The 20,705-nt window shown below is 69.9% G+C and carries 14 protein-coding genes; 12 read left to right on the forward strand and 2 right to left on the reverse strand.

Annotated features, from left to right (window positions below; all coding sequences use genetic code 11):
* The first annotated feature begins 31 nt into the window (after positions 1-31).
* On the forward strand, positions 32-535 hold the full coding sequence (locus Aiant_RS31120; RefSeq protein WP_189336738.1) for an RICIN domain-containing protein: 504 nt from the start codon (positions 32-34) through the stop codon (positions 533-535).
* On the opposite strand, the gene Aiant_RS31125 is transcribed toward Aiant_RS31120, so the two are convergent.
* A complete protein-coding gene (locus Aiant_RS31125) occupies positions 525-1,319 on the reverse strand; it encodes a TrmH family RNA methyltransferase (protein ID WP_189336739.1) in 795 nt (264 codons plus the stop codon). The two genes, Aiant_RS31120 and Aiant_RS31125, sit on opposite strands and share 11 nt — an antisense overlap.
* A gap of 759 nt (positions 1,320-2,078) precedes the next feature.
* Here Aiant_RS31125 and Aiant_RS46000 point away from each other — a divergent pair.
* The gene (locus Aiant_RS46000; protein ID WP_245006625.1) at positions 2,079-3,317 is read left to right on the forward strand and encodes an FAD-binding oxidoreductase; all 1,239 of its coding nucleotides are present in this window, start codon (positions 2,079-2,081) and stop codon (positions 3,315-3,317) included.
* 196 nt (positions 3,318-3,513) lie between these two features.
* Here Aiant_RS46000 and Aiant_RS31135 read toward each other — a convergent pair whose 3' ends face one another.
* Positions 3,514-4,794, reverse strand: coding sequence for a MurL-like N-terminal domain-containing (locus Aiant_RS31135; protein ID WP_189336752.1), 1,281 nt, complete (start codon positions 4,792-4,794; stop codon positions 3,514-3,516).
* A gap of 89 nt (positions 4,795-4,883) precedes the next feature.
* Between Aiant_RS31135 and murD the strand changes: the two genes are divergently transcribed.
* The 10 genes from murD (at position 4,884) to metH (ending at position 20,699) form a co-directional block, all read left to right on the forward strand.
* Positions 4,884-6,227, forward strand: a complete 1,344-nt coding sequence (gene murD, locus Aiant_RS31140; protein WP_189336740.1) for a UDP-N-acetylmuramoyl-L-alanine--D-glutamate ligase — start codon at positions 4,884-4,886, stop codon at positions 6,225-6,227.
* 1,330 nt (positions 6,228-7,557) lie between these two features.
* Entirely contained in the window at positions 7,558-8,688 is a 1,131-nt protein-coding gene (locus Aiant_RS31145; RefSeq protein ID WP_189336741.1) for a MurR/RpiR family transcriptional regulator, read from the forward strand.
* Positions 8,689-8,724: 36 nt separating this feature from the next.
* Positions 8,725-10,032 carry an extracellular solute-binding protein gene (locus Aiant_RS31150; RefSeq protein WP_189336742.1) on the forward strand — a complete coding sequence of 436 codons (1,308 nt, stop codon included), beginning with the start codon at positions 8,725-8,727 and terminating at the stop codon, positions 10,030-10,032.
* A gap of 92 nt (positions 10,033-10,124) precedes the next feature.
* On the forward strand, positions 10,125-11,114 hold the full coding sequence (locus tag Aiant_RS31155) for a carbohydrate ABC transporter permease (RefSeq protein ID WP_189336743.1): 990 nt from the start codon (positions 10,125-10,127) through the stop codon (positions 11,112-11,114).
* Entirely contained in the window at positions 11,114-12,010 is an 897-nt protein-coding gene (locus Aiant_RS31160) for a carbohydrate ABC transporter permease (RefSeq protein ID WP_189336744.1), read from the forward strand. The genes Aiant_RS31155 and Aiant_RS31160 overlap by 1 nt, the downstream gene beginning before the upstream one ends.
* A gap of 24 nt (positions 12,011-12,034) precedes the next feature.
* On the forward strand, positions 12,035-13,459 hold the full coding sequence (ngcE, locus tag Aiant_RS31165) for an N-acetylglucosamine/diacetylchitobiose ABC transporter substrate-binding protein (protein WP_212846550.1): 1,425 nt from the start codon (positions 12,035-12,037) through the stop codon (positions 13,457-13,459).
* Between the two features lie 31 nt (positions 13,460-13,490).
* Complete coding sequence (locus Aiant_RS31170) at positions 13,491-14,384, forward strand: carbohydrate ABC transporter permease (RefSeq protein ID WP_189337034.1); 894 nt, start codon at positions 13,491-13,493, stop codon at positions 14,382-14,384.
* A gap of 16 nt (positions 14,385-14,400) precedes the next feature.
* The gene (locus Aiant_RS31175) at positions 14,401-15,303 is read left to right on the forward strand and encodes a carbohydrate ABC transporter permease (RefSeq protein ID WP_212846551.1); all 903 of its coding nucleotides are present in this window, start codon (positions 14,401-14,403) and stop codon (positions 15,301-15,303) included.
* Between the two features lie 35 nt (positions 15,304-15,338).
* The gene (locus tag Aiant_RS31180) at positions 15,339-16,979 is read left to right on the forward strand and encodes a bifunctional 3'-5' exonuclease/DNA polymerase (protein ID WP_189333791.1); all 1,641 of its coding nucleotides are present in this window, start codon (positions 15,339-15,341) and stop codon (positions 16,977-16,979) included.
* A 120-nt stretch (positions 16,980-17,099) separates the two neighbouring features.
* Entirely contained in the window at positions 17,100-20,699 is a 3,600-nt protein-coding gene (gene metH, locus Aiant_RS31185; protein ID WP_189333790.1) for a methionine synthase, read from the forward strand.
* The last annotated feature ends 6 nt before the right edge of the window (positions 20,700-20,705 follow it).

Consider the following 20,705-nt stretch of genomic DNA (forward strand, 5'->3'; position numbering starts at 1 on the left):
CGGCCCCCGAGCCTGTTTACGGAGGGAATCGATGATGTCGCGAAACACCATCCTGTCGAGGTCGGTCGTGGTGCTGCTGGGCCTGGTCGCCGGCCTGGCCGGCACCGCCCAGGCGGCCGGCGCCGCCGACGGCTACGGGCAGATCAGGGACGGGTTCGGCAAGTGCGTCGCCGTGCCGGGCTCCGCGCCCGGCAACGGAACCAGGCTGGTCCGGACCACCTGCAACTCCGGGGCCGCCAACCAGCGCTGGCTGGCGACCCAGGTCTTCGGCAGGGTCTACACGTTCACGAGCAAGAGCACCGGCAAGTGCATCGACGTGAACGCCGGATCCCTGGACCCCGGTGCGCCGGTGCAGATCTGGACGTGCAACGGCACCGGGGCGCAGGAGTGGGACCGGGAGTTCATCGGCCTGGGCCCGGAACTGGTTTTCAACTACCGCAGCGGGCTGTGCCTCGACTCGATCGGGAACAGCCTGATGCAGTGGACGTGCCGGGACACCACCGACATCCGGGCTCAGCAGTGGATCATCGGGTGAGCTCGTAGAACGTGATGGCGGCGGCGGTCGCCACGTTCAGCGAGTCCACGTTGTTGTGCATCGGGATGGCGACCCGCACGTCACTGGCCTCGAGCGCCTCCGGCGTGAGGCCGGGACCCTCGGCGCCGAGGAGCAGGGCGGGTCGCCTCCGCTGTTGCGGGGTGAGCCGCTGGAGGGCGACCGCGTCCGGCGCCGGGGTCATCGCGAGCAGGGTGAACCCGGCGTCGCGGATCGCGGTCAGCGGATCCGGCCAGGTCTCCGCCTTGACGTAGGGAATCGCGAACACCTCGCCCATGCTGACCCGCACCGCGCGCCGGTAGAGCGGGTCGGCGCAGTTCGGGGAGAGCACGATGGCGTCGATGCCGAGGGCGGCCGCGCTCCGGAACAGCGCGCCCAGGTTGGTGTGCGTGTTCAGGCCCTCCAGGACGGCCAGGTTCCGGGCGGTGCCGAGCAGGTCGTCCAGCGCCGGGAGCGGCCGGCGGTGGAACGACGCGAGGATGCCCCGGTGCACGTGGAAGCCGGTGATCGACTCCACCACCGGCGGGGCCGCGGTGTACAGCGGCGCGTCCTCGGGCAGGCCGGTGAGCTGGTCGGCGCGTTTCTCGTCGACGAGCGCCGAGCGCATCCGGTAACCGGCCCGCAGCGCGCGCTGGATGACGAGTTCGCCCTCGGCGATGAACAGGCCGTTGGGCGGTTCCCAGCGGGTGCGCAGTTCCAGGTCGGTGAGGGCGCGGTAGTCGCCGATGCGCGGGTCGTCGGGGGCGGTGATGGCGATGGCTGGCACACCAGCATTCTGCCGACGGGCGTTGCGGGACATCATGGGCGGGGCAAGATGGGGTTTGGGGTACGGATCGGCAGTACGGTTGTACTGTTCGCGCGTTCCGCTTCTCGGGGGGTGTCGGTTGTCGTCTGGTCCGGGATCAGACCCGCATCTGCTCGCCCTGCTGCGGGCCATCCGGCTGCGGCAGAGCGCGCCTGATGCGGCTGCCGCCGGGGCCGCGGACGCGGCTGCGGCGTTGTCCGAGTTGCCCGGGGGAAGGCCGCGGCCGAGCCGGAGAAGCCCGCGGCCGCTGAGCCGGAGACGCCGGAGACGACGGAGACACCCGCTCCGGGGGCGAACCCGATCGCTCCGGTCGTCGGATCGTATTTCCGGCAGGCGACCGCCGCCGCTGCCGCGGGTGCCGCCGGGCGCGCGGGAAATGTCGCGGGGATCGGCCGCTCCGGCCCGACCGGGGACGCGGCTCGCCCGGCCGGAGACGCCGCCCGCCGGGCCGGAGAGGCCGCACCGTCCGGAAGCGACGCCGAAGCCGCCGGATCGCCGCCGCAACGCAACGGCGCCGGGTCCGAGCTGCTGTGGCGTGGCGACCAGGGCGCGGCGCTGGGCCGTTCCGGGCTCGGGCCGGGCGGCCGGCGGCCGGGGGCCACCGACCCGGCCGGTGCGAGCGCCGCCTATGGCGTACCGATCAATCGGGTCAATCCCATCACCGGGATCAACCCGGGCGGACCGGTGACCCCGGCCCCCGCGGTCCCCGGTGTGGCCCCGGTGCGCCCGATCGGGCCGCCCGGCACCGAGTTCCCCTCGGTGACCCCCGCGGAGTACGCCGCGCACTTCGCCCGCGACACCACCCGCCGGCACGCGGGGGCGGACGGCATGGACCCGGGCGACACCAGGGCGTTGCAGGACACCCAGCGGCTGCTCAGCACCAGCCTGACCTTCGCCGGCGGCGTCGACGAGGTGGCCGAGCGGCTCTGGCGGGCGCTGCTCCAGGCCCAGCCGGACCTGCTGACCGCGCTGCCCGGGACCGCCGACTCGCAGCGGGAGCAGCTGGCCCGGGCGCTCACCTGGCTGGTGCACCGGCTCGACGACCCGCCGGCCGTGGTGGCCGGGGCGGGGCAGCTCGGCGCGGTGCTGGCCGAGTGCGGCGTGCAGTGGAGCCAGCTGAGCCTGGTCGGGGCGGCGCTCGCCGAGGCGATGCGGGCCGGGATGGCGCCGGGCGCCTGGCGGCAGGACTTCGACCAGGCCTGGCGGTGGGCGTGGCAGCACGTCTACGAGTGGATCGTGCACGGCGGGACGCTGATCGCGTACCAGCCGACGGTCTGGGAGAGCGAGGTGGTCGGCCACGAGCTGCGCCGGCCCGACCTCGCGGTGGTCCGGCTGCGCCCGTTCCTGCCGATGCCCTACCGCCCGGGGCAGTACGCCCGGGTCGAGGTCGACGCCGTCCCCGGTGTCTGGCGGCCGTATTCGCTGGCCGGCGCCGTGCACGCGGACGACGTGATCGAGCTGCACGTGCGAGCCAAGACCGAGGCCGGGGTGAGCGGCACGCTGGTGCACCACACCCGGCCCGGCGACCGGATCCGGATCAGCCGGGCCGAGGGCGACATGGGCCTGCCCGCCGAGCCGGGCCGGGGCATGCTGATGATCGCCGGGGACACCGGGGTGGCCCCGATGAAAGCGATGCTCGCCGAGCTGGCCGCGGTCCAGGACACCCGGCCGGCGGTGCTGTTCTGGGGTGTGCGCAACCTGGCCGAGCTCTACGACATCGACGCGCTGACCGCGCTGGCCCGGCAGGCGCCACGGGCCACGGTGGTCCCGGTGGTCGCCGAGGGCAGCCCGGGGCCGTACCCGTCCGGCCTGGTCACCGACGCGGTCGCGGCATACGGCGAGTGGTCACGGCACGAGGTGTACCTGGCCGGGCCGCCGCTGATGCTGGCCGCCACCAGCATCGCGCTGCGCCAGCTCGGCGTCGACCCGGACCGCATCCACCACGACGCCCCGGAGTGATCTCATAGACCGGACCCCGATTTCGGTACGCCACGACGCCCGCCCAGCGCAGTCACCGCGGGACCCGGGGGCTTCCACCGAGGCGCACGGCTTGCCGACGCGGCGAGCGTACCGAAATCGTGTCGGCCCCGGCCCTCAGCGAACCGTGACCGGACGGCGGACCGGGCGGTGACGGCCGTCCGGAAGCCGATGGTGCTCACAGGGCCGTCTCGAGGATCTTCTGGAAGGCAGGCGGGATGTGGTGCGGACCGCCCGGGGTGAAGACGTTGCTGTGCGAGACGTCCTCCCAGGCCGACGCCGGGACCGCCGCGCGCAGCGCCACCAGCACCGGCGCGTCGTCGGTCAGCAGCGAGAGCGCGACCAGGCACTCCTCCGCCTCGCCGACGCACTCGAACGGCTTGTGCCCGTCCACGCCGAGCAGCTCCTTGAAGCCCTGGACCTGCGACTCGTCGGTGAACAGGTCGTGCCCGAAGATGTGCGCGAGCCGCTCCCGCGGCATGTGCGGCGCCATCGCCAGGAAGACGAACCGGCACTTCGGGCAGTCACCGCACCACCGCGCCGTCGGGTCGTGCAGCTTGAACGCCTTGTTACAACTTGTGACGACGTCGTCATACGCACTGTAACCGGCGAACAGCTGCGCGATGTGCAGCTCGGAGAGCGTCCGCAGCAGCGAGAAGTACGGGTCGACGAGCCCGGTGTGCGCCGTCACCGCGTCCCGCAGCAGCCCCTCGGCGAGCACCCCCTTGGACCACTGGTGGTTGACCTCGTGACCGTTCCAGATCAGGTTCGGATCGGAGGCGGAGCGCTCGTTCGACATCACCACCGGGCCGAGCCCGTGCCAGACCGCGGTGGCGATCGCGATCAGCGAGTTGATCGCGGTGACCGGGATGTGCCCGTTCAGCGCGCCGGCCTTGTTCAGCTCGAACAGCCGCGGGTCGAGCTTGCGGCGAGCGGCCAGGGCGGACAGGCCGGAAGCGGCGTTCACGTTCTCGATCACCGGGTTCGGATTCACCGAGAACGGCACCGGGTCGAGGCCGGCCGCGCGCAGGATCTCCAGCGTGACGATCGAGTCCTTGCCGCCGCCGACGGCGGAGAGCGGCCGGCCGGTGACCTCGGCCGGAGCGGCCGGGGACAGCTCGCCGGGGGTCTCGACGGTCAGCTCCAGGACGTGTGGGAGCTGGTTGCGATAGGCGTACTCCGCGAGCCCGTCGGTGTAGATCCGGGTGAACCAGGCGGCGACGGCGGGCGCGACCGGCTCCGGCGCGAGCACCCGCGGCGGGGCGCCGACCTTGTAATAGCTCACCCCGGCGACCACGTGCAGCAGGTCGAGCACCCGGTGGAACGCCTCCGGCACCGGGTGCTCGGACACCGGGAACGTGATCGTCTCGGTGAAGCTCAGCGGCTCCGGCCCGTCCAGCACGTAGTCGAACGTGGCGACTCCCGTCGTCGGGTCGAACGCGGACGAGGGGAAGCGCATGACGTCGAACTGCACCCGGGAACTCCTGTCTAACGGCCGACGGGCAATATTAGTGCGGTCCCGCGAAAAACCGACTGGGGGAGACTGACGTGCGCCTGGCAGACCTGCGCGGCCGCTCGGTGGCGGTCTGGGGGACCGGCCGCGAGGGCAGGGCGGCGGTGACCGCGATCGCCCGGCACGAGCCGGCCCGGCTGATCGCCGTCAACGACAGCGCCGGATACCTCGACGACCCCTGGGACGGCGAGCTCGCCCCGCTGGCCGGTGGTGAGCACGCCTTCGCGGCCCTGGCCAGCGCGGATGTCATCGTCCGCTCGCCCGGGGTGCCGTCCACCCACCCGTTCATGGCCGAGCTGCGCTCCCGGGGCATCACGATCACCGGTGGCAGCGCGCTCTGGATGGCCGACCACGCGGCGCAGACCGTCGGGGTCACCGGCAGCAAGGGCAAGAGCACCACCTCCAGCCTGATCAGCCACCTGCTGGCCGCGGTGGGCCGGCCGAACGCGTACGGCGGGAACATCGGCGTCCCCCTGCTCGATCTTCCCCAGGCCGACCTCTACGTGCTGGAACTCTCCAGCTACCAGTGCGCCGACCTGACCGATTCGCCCCGGGTGGCGGTGGTCACCTCGCTCTTCCCGGAGCACCTGGACGCGCACGGCGGCGAGCGGGAGTACTACCGCGACAAGCTGAACCTGCTCCGCCACGGACCGGATCTGATCGTGGTGAACGGCGCCGACGAGCGGCTGCGCGACGAGATCCGCGGGGTCGCCGACCGCAACGGTTTCCCGCCCGTGCCGGCCGCCGCCGGCGACTCCCGCTTCCGGGTCGAGGACGGCACCGTCTTTTGCAGCGACGACCCGCTCTTCCCCCGCGCCGACCTGCGGCTCAAGGGCAGGCACAACGAGCGGAACCTGTGCGTCGCCCTCGCCGTGCTGGACGGCATGGGCGTCGACGTGGTCGGGCTGCGGTCCGAGCTGGCGGCCGCGGTCCGCTCCTTCGAGGGCCTTCCGCACCGGCTCACCGAGATCCCCGACCCGTCCGGCCTCACCTTCGTCGACGACACCCTCTCCACCGCGCCGTTCGCCGCCATGCACGCCATCGAGGCCTACGAGGATCGGCCACTCACCGTGTTGGTCGGCGGCACCGACCGCGGCCTGGACTACTCACCGTTACGAGACTTCCTCGCCGCCCGGGAACTCACCGTGATCGGCATGCCGGACAGCGGCCCGCGCATCCTGGCCGAACTGGCCGGGTTGCCGAAAGTCAGCACGCTCCCGTCCGAGGACCTCGCCGACGCGGTCCGGCTGGCCCGCGAGGTGACCCCGCCCGGGGGTGTGGTGCTGCTGTCGCCGGCCGCGCCGAGCTACGGCCGCTTCCGTAACTTCGAGCACCGATCGGAGGCCTTCCTCGAGGCGATCCGCGCGACCGCGGAGTAGCACGGGGATCTTCAAAGGCTTTATTGACGCAGGTCCGCTGGGGTGCGGACCGCATGCTCCCGCGCGGGCCGGGGCCGGCGATCTGGCCGCTGGCGCGTCCAGAACGATCGCCGGCCCCTGCACGGTCCGCGGCTGGTTCCGGAGATCAAGATCGCGCCCCGCGCCCAAGCAGCCGGCAGGCCCCGCCCTTCCCTGGGGCCGCCCCCGTTGATCAGCGTGGCGGGATTCAGCGCTGGGCGCCGGATGGCCTGCTTCTGAAGTGACCCACGGGCTGTTGATCACCGGCACAGCCGCCGCTGACGGCCCGCTACTTCGCCACCCCGCTCCAGCCCGCCGCCGGCGGTGCCAGCTCCCGCCGCGCCCATACGCCACGGCTCGCGCTCGGAGCCCGTATCCCGCCCGGTCAAAGGCCCGCGGCGCAAGCCAAGACCCGAGCTGGTCCCGGCCGCCCTATCCCCGGCCCGGATAGGGCCGCCAGGGCCAGCCGGTACCTGTCGGGCTGGCACTCACGGCCCTACCCGTGGCTGGGATAGGGCCGCCAGGTCCAGCCGGTACCTGTCGGGCTGGCGCTCATGGCCCTACCCGTGGCTGGGATAGGGCCGCCAGGGCCAGCCGGTACCTGTCGGGCTGGCGCTCATGGCCCTACCCGTGGCTGGGATAGGGCCGCCAGGTCCAGCCGGAACCTGTAGGGCTGGCACTCACGGCCCTATCCCCGGCCCGGATAGGGCCGCCAGGTCCAGCCGGAACCTGTAGGGCTGGCACTCACGGCCCTATCCCCGGCCCGGATAGGGCCACCAGGGCCAGCCGGAACCTGTCGGGCTGGCGCTCATGGACCTATCCCGGATCCGGATAGGGCCGCCAGGGCCAGCCGCCTGAGGGGACCGGGCAGAGCGATCTTTTCCGGGAAGAAACGCACCGGGACGGTGGACGACGCTGCTTGATCGGTGGCCGGGGCGGCGCGGGACGGGAGCATGCGTGGGGGGTGCTCACGGCGTACCGGAAATTCTTTTGGTCGTGTTTCGTCGGTGACGGCGAGGTTTCGTGGCGTGATCGGAAGCGGCTGATCGGACGAGGTCGCCTGGACCGAACGACGCGCCGGTATCCGTCAAAAGGTGGACGGCAAAACGGGCGCAAGGCGGACATGTGATGGCGACCACGTTGTAAGGGTTATTTCCGGATCGATGGCTGTCATCTGACCCGGCCGAAACATGCGTTCATCGGCCCAGGTCAGGTAACGGTTTGAAAACTTCACCCACGGCCTTGACACGGAGGGGCGGTTAGTAAGAACTTTTACCGCAACAGTAAACAGTCCTTCCTGAAAGGGTGACCGATGGCTGAGCCGGAGATGGACGGGACCGCGTCGACCGCGGTTGCCGACTCGCCGGCCCGCGGCGAGGCCGCCCTCAACGGGAGCGACCTGACGGTGCGGGACCGGCTCGACCAGAACTTCTGGTCCCGGAGCGAACCGCGCATCCGGCCGGCCGACGGCCGCCCCGAGAACGGGCGGAGCGAGAGCAACCGCAACGAGACCGCGCGCGGTGACAACGGCCGTACGGAAAAAATCGGGAGCGACTCCATGGACCACCCGCCCGCCGACGGGGTCCTGGTCCGGGTCCGGACGCTGCTGCCGGAGTTCACCGGCGCGTTGCAGCGGGTCGCCGAGCAGGTGCTCACCGACCCGGCCGCCGCCTCCCGCGCCACCATCGTCGAGCTGGCCGAGCGCAGCGGCACCTCACCGGCCACGGTGACGCGCTTCTGCCGCGCGCTGGGTTTCGACGGATACGCCGACCTGCGGCTGGGCATCGCCGCGGAGACCGGGCGGGCTCGCTCGGCCGGCTGGACGGTCGACATCGGCCGCGAGATCCAGCCCAACGACCCCCTGGAGCGGGTGCTCGGCCAGATCATGGCCTCCGACACCAGGGCCATGCACGACACCGCCTCGCTGCTGGACCTGGGCGAGGTGGAGCGGGCCGCGGTGGCGATCGCCGCCGCTCCGCGGGTGAACATCTTCGGCGCCAGCGGAAGCGCGCTGGTCGGCGAGGAGATGCAGTTCAGTTTGCACCGCATCGGCATCCCGGTGTGGGCCTGGACCGACGTGCACAACGGTCTGGCCAGCGCCGCGCTGTCCCGGCCCGGCGACGTCGCGCTCGGCATCTCGCACACCGGCGAGACCGGCGAGACGATCGAGCTGCTCGCCGAGGCGAGCAGCCGGGGCGCCACCACCATCGCGCTCACCAGCTTCCCTCGTTCTCCGCTGGCCGAGCTCGCCGACATCGTCCTGATCACCGCGACCCAGGCGACCACCTTCCGGCCGGACGCGCTCTCCGCACGGCACCCGCAACTGGTGGTCCTCGATCTGCTGTACGTGGCCGTCGCGCAGCGGACCCATGAACGCTCGCACGCCGCCTTCCAGCGCACCGCCCAAGCGGTGCACGGGCACAAAGCGGCGAAAGACGCCTGACCCCTTTTTACGAATGAAACCCCTTCGGGAGGAAAAGTGAAGCGCAAGATCGCCCTCGCCGCGGCCCTCGCCGCGACGCTGGTCGGCACCGCCGCGTGCGGTGGCAACAGCGGTGACACCGGCACCACCTCGGCCGACGGCAAGGTCGACGGCAAGGGCAAGACCATCAAGGTCTGGCTCATGGTCGACGCCCAGAGCGGCTGGAAGAGCGTCGTGGACGACGCCTCCAAGCGGTTCACCGACGCCACCGGCGCCCAGGTGCAGGTCGAGTACCAGCAGTGGGCGAACGTGCTCACCAAGCTGGACGCCTCGCTGGCCGGCTCGGACGTGCCGGACGTCGTCGAGCTGGGCAACACCCAGTTCCCGAAGTACGTCGACTCCGAGGGCTTCGCCGAGCTCGACAAGAAGAGCTTTGAGAACTCCGACACCTGGCTCACCGGCCTCTCCGGCGCGTGTGAGAAGGACGGCAAGACCTACTGCGTGCCCTACTACGCGGGCGCCCGGGTGCTGATCTACCGCACCGACCTGTTCAAGGCGGCCGGCATCACCGACGCGCCGAAGTCCTACGACGAGTTCCTCGCCGACGCCGACAAGGTGCAGGCCGCGAACAAGGACGCCAAGTTCGGCTCCGTCTACATGCCGGGTCGCTACTGGTACGCCGCGATGTCGTGGGTCAAGGCCAACGGCGGCGACATCGCCAAGAAGGACGGCGACAAGTGGGTCGGCCAGCTCTCGCAGCCGGCCTCGCAGGCGGGCCTGCAGAAGTGGGTCGACCTGGTGAAGAAGTACTCGAAGGCGGACGTCACCAAGGACGAGGCCGACCAGTACCTGGTGTTCAGCCAGGCCAACGCCGGCATGTTCTACGGCAACGGCTGGGAGCAGGGTTCGGCCGAGCAGGTCAAGAAGGACCCGAACGACCCGAACTCGAAGCTGGTCCCGACCAAGGTGAACGGCAAGCTGGCCGCCGCCCCGATGCCGGAGATCCCCTCGCTGCTCGGTGGCTCGAACGTCGGCGTCCCGCTGAAGAGCAAGAACCCGGAGCTGGCCGCTCAGTGGATCAAGTACTTCACCGACAGCACCTCGATGAAGGGCCTGATCAAGGCCGGCGCCCTGCCGAACGCCACCTCGCTGCTGGACCAGGCCGCCACCGACAACCCGGCGCTGAAGTTCACCGCCGGCGCCGCGAAGAACAGCTGGGCCGTGCCGAACTCCGGCAAGTGGGCCGACGTGGAGAAGGCCAACGTTCTCCAGAACATGCTGTCGGACATCCTGACCGGCAAGAAGTCCCTGGCGGACGCCACCGCCGCCGCTGACGAGCAGATCGCCAAGACGCTCAACGGCTGATGCGGACGCTGCCCGCCCGCCCTCCGGCGGGCGGGCAGCGCACCGCTGTCTCTTCTTCGGTGAGATTCGTCCTCGGTGAGAGAGGAAAGCTGATGTACGCCGTCGACTCTCCGGCGACCCGCACGCAGCGCGGGCCGAACGGACCCGGCCCGGAGCGAAAGGCGGCCGGCCACCGGCGACGCAAGCGCGGTGGGGACGACGTCGTCCTTCCGTGGCTGCTGTCCGGCCCGGCGCTGATCCTCCTGGCCCTGCTGCTGGCCTACCCGGTCGGGCGCATGCTCGTGCTCTCGTTCCAGAAGTTCGGGCTCAAAGAGCTCTGGACCGGTGCCACCGCGCCGTTCATCGGCCTGGAGAACTACGTCTCGGTGCTCTCCGACAGCGCCTTCTGGTCGGTGGTCACGCGCACGGTCCTCTTCACCGCGGTCTCGGTGGTCCTCAGTGTGCTGATCGGCCTCGGCGTCGCGCTGCTGATGCGCCGGGTCAACCGGACCGTCCGGCTGGTCATGATCATCGCGATGATGTTCGTCTGGGCGCTGCCCGCGCTGGTCCAGGCGCAGATCTTCAAGATGATGACCGACTCCGACGTCGGTGTGATCAACTACCTGATCGACAAGCTTCCGGGCGTCGAGTTCCAGAACCACTCCTGGTTCTTCACCCCGATCCAGGGCTGGATCGTGATCACGTCCTGTGTGGTGTGGGCCGGCATCCCGTTCCTGGCGATCACCCTGAACGCCGGCCTGACCCAGGTGCCCAAGGAGCTGATGGAGGCCGCCACGGTCGACGGCGCCAACGCCTGGCAGTCGTTCAAGAACATCACCGTGCCGATCCTCAAGCCGCTTCTGGTGATCGTCACGACCCTGTCGGTGATCTGGAACTTCGGCCTGTTCACGCAGAACTGGGTGATGCGCGACGGCAAGCCGGAGCCCGAGTTCCAGACCCTGGCCACCTACTCGTACGTGCAGGCCTTCGCGCAGAACAAGTACGGCCTCGGCTCGGCGATCGCCATGATCACCGTGCTCATCCTGCTCGGCGCGATGGCGGTCTACATCCGCCAGATGTTCAAGATCGGAGAGGTGGACTGATGGCCGTCCTCACCAGCACCCCGCCGCGCCGCAAGACCCGCAGGGCCGACGACGGCGTGATGACGGTCGGGCGCAGCCCGGCCGGCAACCTGATCGCCAACATCAGCGGGGTCATCTTCGCGATCGTGATGTTCTTCCCGGTCTACTGGGTGCTCATCACCTCGTTCAAGCCGCAGACCGAGTGGTCGAGCTTCACCCCGACGTTCTTCCCGGACTCGCCGACGCTGGACAACTTCAAGTCCGCGTTCAACGCGCCGCTGTTCAAGCAGTCCCTGGTCAACGGGGTGCTGGTGACGGCCATGGCGGTGGTGGCGGCGCTCATCATCGGGTTCCTCGGCGCGCTCGCCGTCGCCCGGTTCCGGTTCTACGGCCGGCGGGCGATCATCATGGTGGTCCTCGCGGTCCAGCTGATCCCGTTCATCTCGTTGCTTATCCCGATCTTCCTGATGCTCCAGAACTGGCACGCGGTCGGGAACACCCTGGTCGGCGTGACGCTGGTCTACACGGTGCTGATCCTGCCGTACACGGTGTGGATGCTGCGCGGCTTCATCGCCGGCATCCCGCGCGAGCTGGACGAGGCCGCCATGATCGACGGCTGCACCCGGGGCCAGGTGTTCTGGCGGATCGTCCTGCCGCTGACCGGTCCCGGCCTGGTCGCCACCTCGGTGTACGGGTTCATCCAGGCGTGGAACGAGTTCATGATCATCAACACGCTCAACGACCCGGAGCACCAGAACCTGATGGCCTGGCTCATGCAGAACCAGACCAGCCGGGGCACCTACTGGGGCCCGCTGATGGCCGGCGCGATCATCACGTCGATCCCGGTTGTCATCTTCTTCCTAGCCGTGCAACGCAACATTGCCTCCGGGCTCACCGCCGGTGCGGTCAAGGGCTGAGCAAACTCTTCGAAAGGGACATAGATGTCTGTGACAACCGACCGTCGTACCCTGCTCCGTCGCGCTGCCGCCGCCGGCCTGGTGGCCGTTCCGGGCGTCAGCTTCCTGTCCGCGTGCGCGGGCTCGGACGACAGTGGCAATGACACCAAGCAGGCGACCGGCGAGAAGTCCGCCGACAACCCGCTGGGTATCGACCCGAAGGCCGGCATCGAGATTGTGATCTTCGATGGTGGTCTCGGTACGAAGTACGCCACCGATGTGGACACTCCGCTGTACAACAAGAAGTGGCCGGACTCGAAGGTCACGTACTCGGCGACGCAGCAGGTCGCGACGACGATCAAGCCGCGGCTGAACGCGGGGTCGCCGCCGGACATGATCAATAACTCGGGGTCGGACCTGATGGACTTCGGTGCGATCGTGAAGGCGGGTCAGGCGGCTGATCTGTCGGACCTGTTCGCGGCGCCGTCGCTGGACATCGCCGGGAAGACCGTCGCGGAGACTCTGGTGCCGGGTGCGGTGCAGCAGGGTACGTATGACGGTAAGCCGTTCGCGGTGAACTACTCGTTCACGGTGTTCGGGCTTTGGTACAACAAGAAGTTGTTCGAGAAGAACAGCTGGACGATCCCGACGACGTGGGCGGACTTCACCGCGCTGCTGGACAAGATCAAGGCGGCGGGGATCACGCCGTTCAGTTACGCGGGTGCGAACGCGTCGTATTACATGGTCCGGGCGATCATGACCAGCGCGGCGAAGATCGGCACCGAGCAGGTGCTCAAGGACATCGACAACCTGAAGCCGGGCGCGTGGACCAACGACGCGGTCAAGCAGGCCGCGGCGGCGTGGGGTGAGGTCGGCAAGAAGTACGCCAACCCGTCCCACCTGGGTCTGCGGCACACCGAGGTCCAGCTCCAGCAGAACCAGGACAAGGTCGCGTTCTACCCCTGTGGGTCGTGGCTGGAGAACGAGCAGGCGGCCTCGACGCCGGCCGGCTTCGAGTACGCCATGATGGCGTTCCCGAGCGTGACCGCCAGCGACAAGCTGCCGGCGACCGCGATCAACGCGGCGGCGGGCGAGATCTACTTCGCGGCGTCCAAGGGCAAGAACCCGCAGGGTGGCAAGGAGTACCTGCGGACGATGCTCTCCAAGGAGGCCGCCCTGGAGTTCACCAAGCTGACCAAGTCGCTGACCGTCGTGGCGGGCGCCGCGGACGGTGTGACCATCAGCCCCGGTCTGACCTCGGCGAACGACGCCCTGGGCAAGGCGGGTCAGGACGTGTTCATGGGTTACCTGTTCGACACCTGGTACAAGAAGCTCGACGACGCCTCCCGTGAGGCGGCGAACCAGCTGTTCTTCAAGGGCGGCGACGCGCAGAAGTTCTGCGACACCATGGAGGCCGCGTCGCAGGCGGTGGCCAAGGACTCGTCGATCACCAAGTTCACCCGCTCCTGATTCGCACTCGGACAACCCCTAGGTAGGCGTCATGCGGCACGGCAAGTATCCCTTCATCATCGGTTTCCTTGTCGTGCCGCTGGCGCTCTACCTGGTGTTCGTGGTCGGCGCGTACGTGCAGATGTTCCAGTTGTCGCTGACCGACTGGTCCGGCTACGGCGGCTTCACGTACATCGGTCTGGAGAATTTCCAGAAGCTGTGGGACGACCCGGTCTTCTGGATCGCGTTGCGTCACAACGTGTATCTGCTGATCGCGATGCCGATCATCACGATCGCGATGGCGTTGTTCTTCGCGTTCCTGCTCAACTCCGGTGGCCGTAAGGCCGGCGGGGTGTGGGGCTCGAAGGTGTACCGGGTGATCTTCTTCTTCCCGCAGCTCCTGGCCCTGGCGATCGTGGCGGTGATCTTCGGGCGGGTGTTCGGGTCGGACAAGTCCGGCATGATCAACGGTTTGCTGCCGGAGTCGTGGACGCCGTGGCTGTTCCTCGCCGACGAGCAGTGGGCGCTGACCTGCATCCTGGTCGTGCTGGTCTGGCAGGCGGTCGGTTTCTACGTGGTGCTGTTCTCCGCCGGGATGGGCTCGATCGCCGAGGAGATCTACGAGGCGGCGGCGCTGGACGGGGCGACGAAGGTGACCCTGTTCTTCAAGATCACGCTGCCGTTGCTGTGGGACACGCTGCAGGTCGCCTGGGTGTATCTGGGTATCGCGGCGTTCGACGCGTTCGCGCTGGTCAACATCATGTCGGTGAACCACGGCGGGCCGGACAACAGCACCCAGGTGCTGAGCATGCAGATCTATTTGAACGCGTTCCAGAACTCGCAGGCCGGTTACGCGTCCGCGCTCGGCGTGGTGCTGTTCTTCCTGACCCTGACGTTCGCCGCACTGACCCTGCGGGTCACCCGCCGCGACGCCGTGCAGGCCTGACCCGCGGAGAATGACGATGACCAATCTTGCCGTTAAGCAGTCCGCGGTCGTGACCAAGCCGAAGCCCGCGGACAGGTCCCGGAAGATCAACCCGCTCAACGGGGTCGCGCACGTTTCGCTGTTCCTGTGGGCCCTCGCTACGGCGGGTCCGCTGATCTGGGTCGTGCTGGCCTCGTTCAAGAACAACACGGAGATCTTCCTGGGCAAGCCGTTCGCGCTGCCCGAGTCGTTCTCGTTCAAGACCTACGCCGACGCGTGGAGCGAGGCGCACATCGGGCAGTACTTCCTGAACAGCGTGTTCGTGGTCGCGGTCAGCACCGCCGGCACCATGCTGCTCGGCTCGATGGCCGCCTACGTCCTGGCCCGCTACAAGTTCCCCGGCAACCGGGCGATCTACTACCTGTTCGTCTCCGGGCTGGCGTTCCCGACCTTCATGGCCCTGGCCCCGCTGTTCGGCATCGTGCAGAGCCTCGGCCTGCTCAACACGTTCACCGGCCTGATCCTGGTCTACATCGCGTACTCGCTGTCGTTCACGGTGTTCTTCCTCGTCGCGTTCTTCAAGACGCTGCCCCACGAGATCGACGAGGCCGCCCTGGTCGACGGCGCCGGCCACCTGCGCCGGTTCTTCCAGATCATGATGCCGATGGCCAAATCCGGCCTGATCAGCATCACCATCTTCAACATCGTCGGGCAATGGAACCAGTACCTGCTCCCCGTCGTGATCATGCAGGGCGCCGGCGCCGACTCCAAATGGGTCCTCACCCAGGGCATCGCGAACATCAGCACCTCGGCCGGCTACCACGCCGAATGGTCCACCCTGTTCGCCGCCCTCACCCTCTCCATCCTGCCCATGATCGTCGTCTACGCGATCTTCCAACGGCAGATCCAAGCCGGCCTCACCGCCGGCGCCGTCAAGTGAAGTGATTTGTCGTACCCGGCGAGCAGAATGACCATGTGCTCGTAGCGGTACTCCCCGACGGTCGGCTGCAAGACCTGCGTGCCGATGGCGGGCCGGTCGGTCCACCTCACCCGGTGGCCGACCTGCCCGCAGCCGTCGCCGCGCGCGAGGCCGCCGACCAGCCCCGCTGGGTCTGGACCGCCACCGCCGACGTCTACCCGGCGCTGCTGCGCGCCGGCGTCCGGGTCGCGCGCTGCCACGACCTGGAGCTGACCGAGGCCCTGCTGCTCGGCCACGCCGGTCGCTGGGGCGAGCCACGGGGGCTCGCCGCGGCGACCGCCCGGCTGCGCGGGCTCCCGGTCCCGCCGGATCGGCCCCGCCCCGAGGCCGAGCCGCCCGGTTTCGCCCAGGCCGCCCTCTTCGACGCGGTCCCGCCGCCCCTCCCGGCCTCCGCCGGGGATCTCCTTGCGGTCTACGCCGACCAGCAGCGCCGCCTCGCCGCGACCGAGCACCCCGGCCGGTTCCGGATGCTGGTGGCCGCCGAGTCGGCCGGCGCCCTGATCGCCGCCGAGATGGGCCACACCGGCCTGCCGTGGCGCGCCGACGTGCACGACGAGCTGCTGCGCGAGCTGCTCGGCCCGCCACAGCCGGTGGGTCCGCCGCGCCGCCTGGTCGAGCTGACCGCGGAGATCAACGCGGCGTTCGGCACCCACGGGCTGCACCCCGACCTGCCGGCCGAGGTGGTCCGCGCGTTCGCCCGGGCCGGCATCCAGATCCCGAACACGCGACGCTGGGTGCTCCGCCAGGTCGACCATCCGGCGGTCGCCCCGCTGCTCCAGTTCAAGGAGCTCTACCGGATCTGGACCGCGCACGGGTGGAACTGGCTCGACGCCTGGGTGCGCGACGGCCGCTTCCACCCGGAATATGTCGCCGGTGGCGTCGTCTCCGGCCGCTGGGGCGCCCGCGGCGGCGGCGCCCTCCAGGTGCCCAAGGTGATCCGCCGGGCGGTGCTCGCCGACCCGGGCTGGCGCCTCGTCGTCGCCGACGCCGGGCAGCTGGAGCCCCGGGTCATGGCCGCGGTCTCCGGCGACACCAAGCTGGCCCGCGCCGCCGCCGAGGGCGACCTCTACGCCGCGCTCGCCGCCGACTCGTTCGACGGCGACCGGGCCAAGGCCAAGATCGCCCTGATCGGCGCGATGTACGGGCAGACCGGCGGCGACGCGATCCCCGCCCTGGCCGCCCTGCGCCGGCACTATCCGACCGCGTTCGACTACGTCGAGCAGGCCGCCCGCACCGGCGAGACCGGCGGGCTGGTCCGCTCCTGGCTCGGCCGGACCTGCCCGCCCGCCGCCGGCGCGCAGCGTGACGCCGGCCTGGATCCACCCGATGAGGTGGCGCCACCACCCGGTCGGGCGAGGGGACGATTCACCCGTAACTTCGTGATTCAGGCGACCGCCGCCGAGTGGGCGCTCGTCCTGCTGGCCACCCTGCGCACCGCCCTGGCCGGGACGAAAGCCGAGCTGGTCTTCTTCGTGCACGACGAGGTGGTCGTGCACTGCCCCGCCGACCAGGCCGAACAGGTCGCCGAGGCGGTCCGGGAGTGTGCCGCGCGGGCCGGGCGGATGCTGTTCGGCGACACCGCGGTGCGATTCCCCCTCGACGTCTCAGTGGTTGGTTGCTACGCGGACGCCAAGTGAGGAGCCGGGTAAACTCAGTGGTCCGGCCGAGAGGCGCTGCAGCGGGGGGCCTACCCGTCACGCTCGACCGGTGATGAACCCGAAACAAGGGCGCCTCCGACTTCTCTCGGAGGTGTACCCGTGACTCAGACCGTCACCACGCTGCGCGAGCTCCTCGCCGAGCGGGTCCTGGTGCTGGACGGTGCCGCCGGCACGATGTTGCAGGGCGCCCGGCTCACCCCGGCCGACTTCCGCGCCGACCTCATCCCGGCCGACCACCCGCAGGACGTCACCGGCGACCCCGACCTGCTCAACCTGACCCGTCCCGACGTGATCCTCGACATGCACCGGCAGTATCTCGCGGCCGGCGCCGACATCGTCACGACGAACACGTTCACCGCGACCACCATCGCCCAGGCCGACTACGGGCTGGAGCACCTGGTCCCCGAGATGAACCGGCAGGCCGCGCGGCTGGCCCGGCAGGCCGCCGACGAGGCGCAGGCCGCGGACGGGCGGCGCCGGTTCGTGGCCGGCAACGTCGGCCCGCTGAACGTGACGCTGTCGCTGTCGCCCAAGGTCGACGACCCGGCCTATCGGGCCGTCACGTTCGACCAGGTCAAGACCGCGTACGCGGAGCAGATCTCGGCGCTCGCCGAGAGCGGCGTCGACCTCGTCATGATCGAGACCGTTTTCGACACGCTGAACGCCAAGGCGGCGATCGCGGCGGCCCACGAGGTCGCCCCCGAGCTGCCGCTCTGGGTCTCGGTCACCATCGTCGACCTGTCCGGCCGCACGCTCTCCGGGCAGACCGTGGAGGCCTTCTGGCGATCGATCGAGCGGGCCCATCCGCTGGTCGTCGGGCTGAACTGCGCGCTCGGCGCCACCGAGGCCCGCCCGCACGTGGCCGAGCTGGCCCGCCTGTCGGACACCTTTGTCGCCGCACACCCGAACGCCGGCTTGCCGAACGCGTTCGGTGGTTACGACCAGACGCCCGCGGAGACCGGGTCGCTGATCGGCGAGTTCGCCGACTCGGGCCTGGTCAACATCGTCGGCGGGTGTTGCGGCACCACCCCGGCGCACATCGCGGCGATCGCCGGCGCGGTCGCCGGGACACCGCCGCGCGTGGTGGACCCGCCGGCGCCGGCCACCCGGTTCAGTGGCCTGGAGCCGTTCGCGATCGGCCCGGACACCGGGTTCGTGATGATCGGCGAGCGGACCAACGTGACCGGCTCGGCCAAGTTCCGCCGGCTGATCGAGGCCGAGGACTACCAGGCCGCCGTCGACGTGGCCCTGGACCAGGTCCGCGGCGGCGCCAACCTGCTCGACGTGAACATGGACGCCGACCTGCTGGACAGCGAGCGGGCGATGACCACGTTCCTCAACCTGATCGCGACCGAGCCCGAGGTGGCCCGGATCCCGATCATGATCGACAGCTCGAAGTGGAACGTGCTGGAGGCCGGCCTCAAGTGCGTGCAGGGCAAGGGCGTGGTCAACTCGATCAGCCTGAAGGAGGGCGAGGCCGAGTTCCTGGCGCACGCCCGCCGGATCCGCGACTTCGGCGCCGGCGTGGTGGTGATGGCCTTCGACGAGCAGGGCCAGGCCGACACCCGCGACCGCAAGGTGGAGATCTGCGGCCGTGCCTACGACCTGCTGGTCGAGGACGGCTTCGACCCGACCGACATCATCTTCGACCCGAACGTGCTGGCCGTCGCCACCGGCATCGCCGAGCACAACGGGTACGCCAAGGCGTTCATCGAGGCACTGCCGCTGATCAAGCAGCGCTGCCCGGGCGCCCGCACCAGCGGCGGCATCTCCAACCTGTCGTTCGCCTTCCGGGGCAACGACATCGTCCGCGAGGCGATGCACTCGGCGTTCCTGTTCCACGCGGTCAAGGCCGGGCTGGACATGGGCATCGTCAACGCCGGCCAGCTCGCCGTCTATCAGGACATCCCGGCCGATCTGCTGGAGCTGGTCGAGGACGTGCTCTTCGACCGGCGCGAGGACGCCACCGACCGCCTGGTCACCTTCGCCTCCACGGTCACCGGCAGCGCCGCCAAGCGCGAGGTCGACCTGTCCTGGCGGGAGGCTCCGGTCGAGGAGCGGCTGTCGCACGCGCTGGTGCACGGCATCGTCGACTTCATCGAGGCGGACACCGAGGAGGCCCGGCTCAAGCTGCCCCGGCCGCTCGACGTGATCGAGGGCCCGCTGATGGACGGCATGGGCATCGTCGGCGACCTGTTCGGCTCCGGCAAGATGTTCCTGCCCCAGGTGGTCAAGAGCGCCCGGGTGATGAAGCGCTCGGTCGCCTACCTGCTGCCCTTCATGGAGGACGAGAAGGAGGAGGGCGCCCGCGGCCAGGGCAAGGTCGTGCTGGCCACGGTCAAGGGCGACGTCCACGACATCGGCAAGAACATCGTCGGCGTGGTGCTGGGCTGCAACAACTACGAGGTGATCGACCTCGGCGTGATGGTCCCGACCGCGCGGATCCTGGACACCGCGATCGCCGAGGGGGCCGACGCGATCGGGCTCTCCGGCCTGATCACGCCGTCGCTGGACGAGATGGTCGCGGTCGGCGCCGAGATGCAGCGGCGCGGGCTGAAGATCCCGCTGCTGATCGGCGGGGCGACCACGTCCAAGCAGCACACGGCGGTGCGGATCGCTCCGGCGTACGACGGGTCGACCGTCCACGTCCTCGACGCCTCCCGGGTCGTCGGCGTGGTCTCCGACCTGCTCGACCCGGAGCGGGCGCGCAAGCTCGACGAGGCGAACCGGGACGACCAGCAGCGCCTGCGCGAGCAGCACGAGAAACGGCACGCCCAGCCGCTGCTCACCCTGGCCCAGGCCCGCGCCAACCGGGAGACGGTCGACTTCGCGGAGCTGCCCACGCCCACCTTCACCGGGGTCCGCGAGGTGCAGCCGACCATCGCCGAGCTGCGCGAGCTGATCGACTGGCAGTTCCTCTTCCTGGCCTGGGAGCTGAAGGGGAAGTACCCGGCGATCCTCAAGGAGCCGGTCGCCAAGGAGCTCTTCGACGACGCCAACGCGATGCTCGACAAGATCATCGCGGACGGCTCGTTCCAGGCCCGCGGCCTGTACGGTTTCTGGCCGGCGCACGCCGAGGGTGACGACATCGTCCTGGAGAACGGTCACCGCTTCCCGATGCTGCGCCAGCAGACCGAGAAGCCGGCCGGCCGGGAGAACCGCTGCCTCGCCGACTACGTCGCCCCGGCCGGGGATCACCTGGGCGGTTTCGCCGTGGCGATCCACGGCGCGGAGAAGCTGGCCACGAAATACGAGGCCGAGCACGACGACTACAAGGCCATCATGGTCAAGGCGCTGGCCGACCGGCTGGCCGAGGCGTTCGCCGAGTACCTGCACCTCAAGGCCCGTCGCGACTGGTTCGAGCCGGACGCCAAGCCCAAGCTGGAGGACCTGCACGCGGAGCGGTTCCGTGGCATCCGCCCGGCCCTCGGCTACCCGGCCTGCCCGGACCACAGCGAGAAGAAGGACCTGTTCCAGCTGCTCGACACCGGCCGGATCGGCGTCGGCCTGACCGAGTCGTTCGCGATGACCCCGGCCGCCGCGGTCAGCGGGCTGATCTTCGCCAGCCCGGAGGCGAAGTACTTCACGGTGGGCCGGCTGGGTAAGGATCAGGTCGAGGACTACGCCGCCCGGCGTGGCATGCCGCTCGCCGATGTGGAGCGGTGGCTGCGGCCGAACCTGGCGTACTCGATCGACTGACGGGAG

It is taken from the genome of Actinoplanes ianthinogenes (assembly GCF_018324205.1).
Classification (GTDB): Bacteria; Actinomycetota; Actinomycetes; order Mycobacteriales; family Micromonosporaceae; genus Actinoplanes; species Actinoplanes ianthinogenes.

Excerpts from the sequence above, each read along its gene's own strand:
- Aiant_RS31135 (WP_189336752.1), bottom strand. The coding sequence starts at position 4,794 with ATGCGCTTCCCCTCGTCCGCGTTCGACCCGACGACGGGAGTCGCCACG.
- Aiant_RS31160 (WP_189336744.1), top strand. The coding sequence starts at position 11,114 with ATGGCCGTCCTCACCAGCACCCCGCCGCGCCGCAAGACCCGCAGGGCC.
- Aiant_RS31145 (WP_189336741.1), top strand. The coding sequence starts at position 7,558 with ATGGCTGAGCCGGAGATGGACGGGACCGCGTCGACCGCGGTTGCCGAC.
- ngcE (WP_212846550.1), top strand. The coding sequence starts at position 12,035 with ATGTCTGTGACAACCGACCGTCGTACCCTGCTCCGTCGCGCTGCCGCC.
- Aiant_RS31170 (WP_189337034.1), top strand. The coding sequence starts at position 13,491 with ATGCGGCACGGCAAGTATCCCTTCATCATCGGTTTCCTTGTCGTGCCG.
- Aiant_RS31175 (WP_212846551.1), top strand. The coding sequence starts at position 14,401 with ATGACCAATCTTGCCGTTAAGCAGTCCGCGGTCGTGACCAAGCCGAAG.
- Aiant_RS31155 (WP_189336743.1), top strand. The coding sequence starts at position 10,125 with ATGTACGCCGTCGACTCTCCGGCGACCCGCACGCAGCGCGGGCCGAAC.
- Aiant_RS31120 (WP_189336738.1), top strand. The coding sequence starts at position 32 with ATGATGTCGCGAAACACCATCCTGTCGAGGTCGGTCGTGGTGCTGCTG.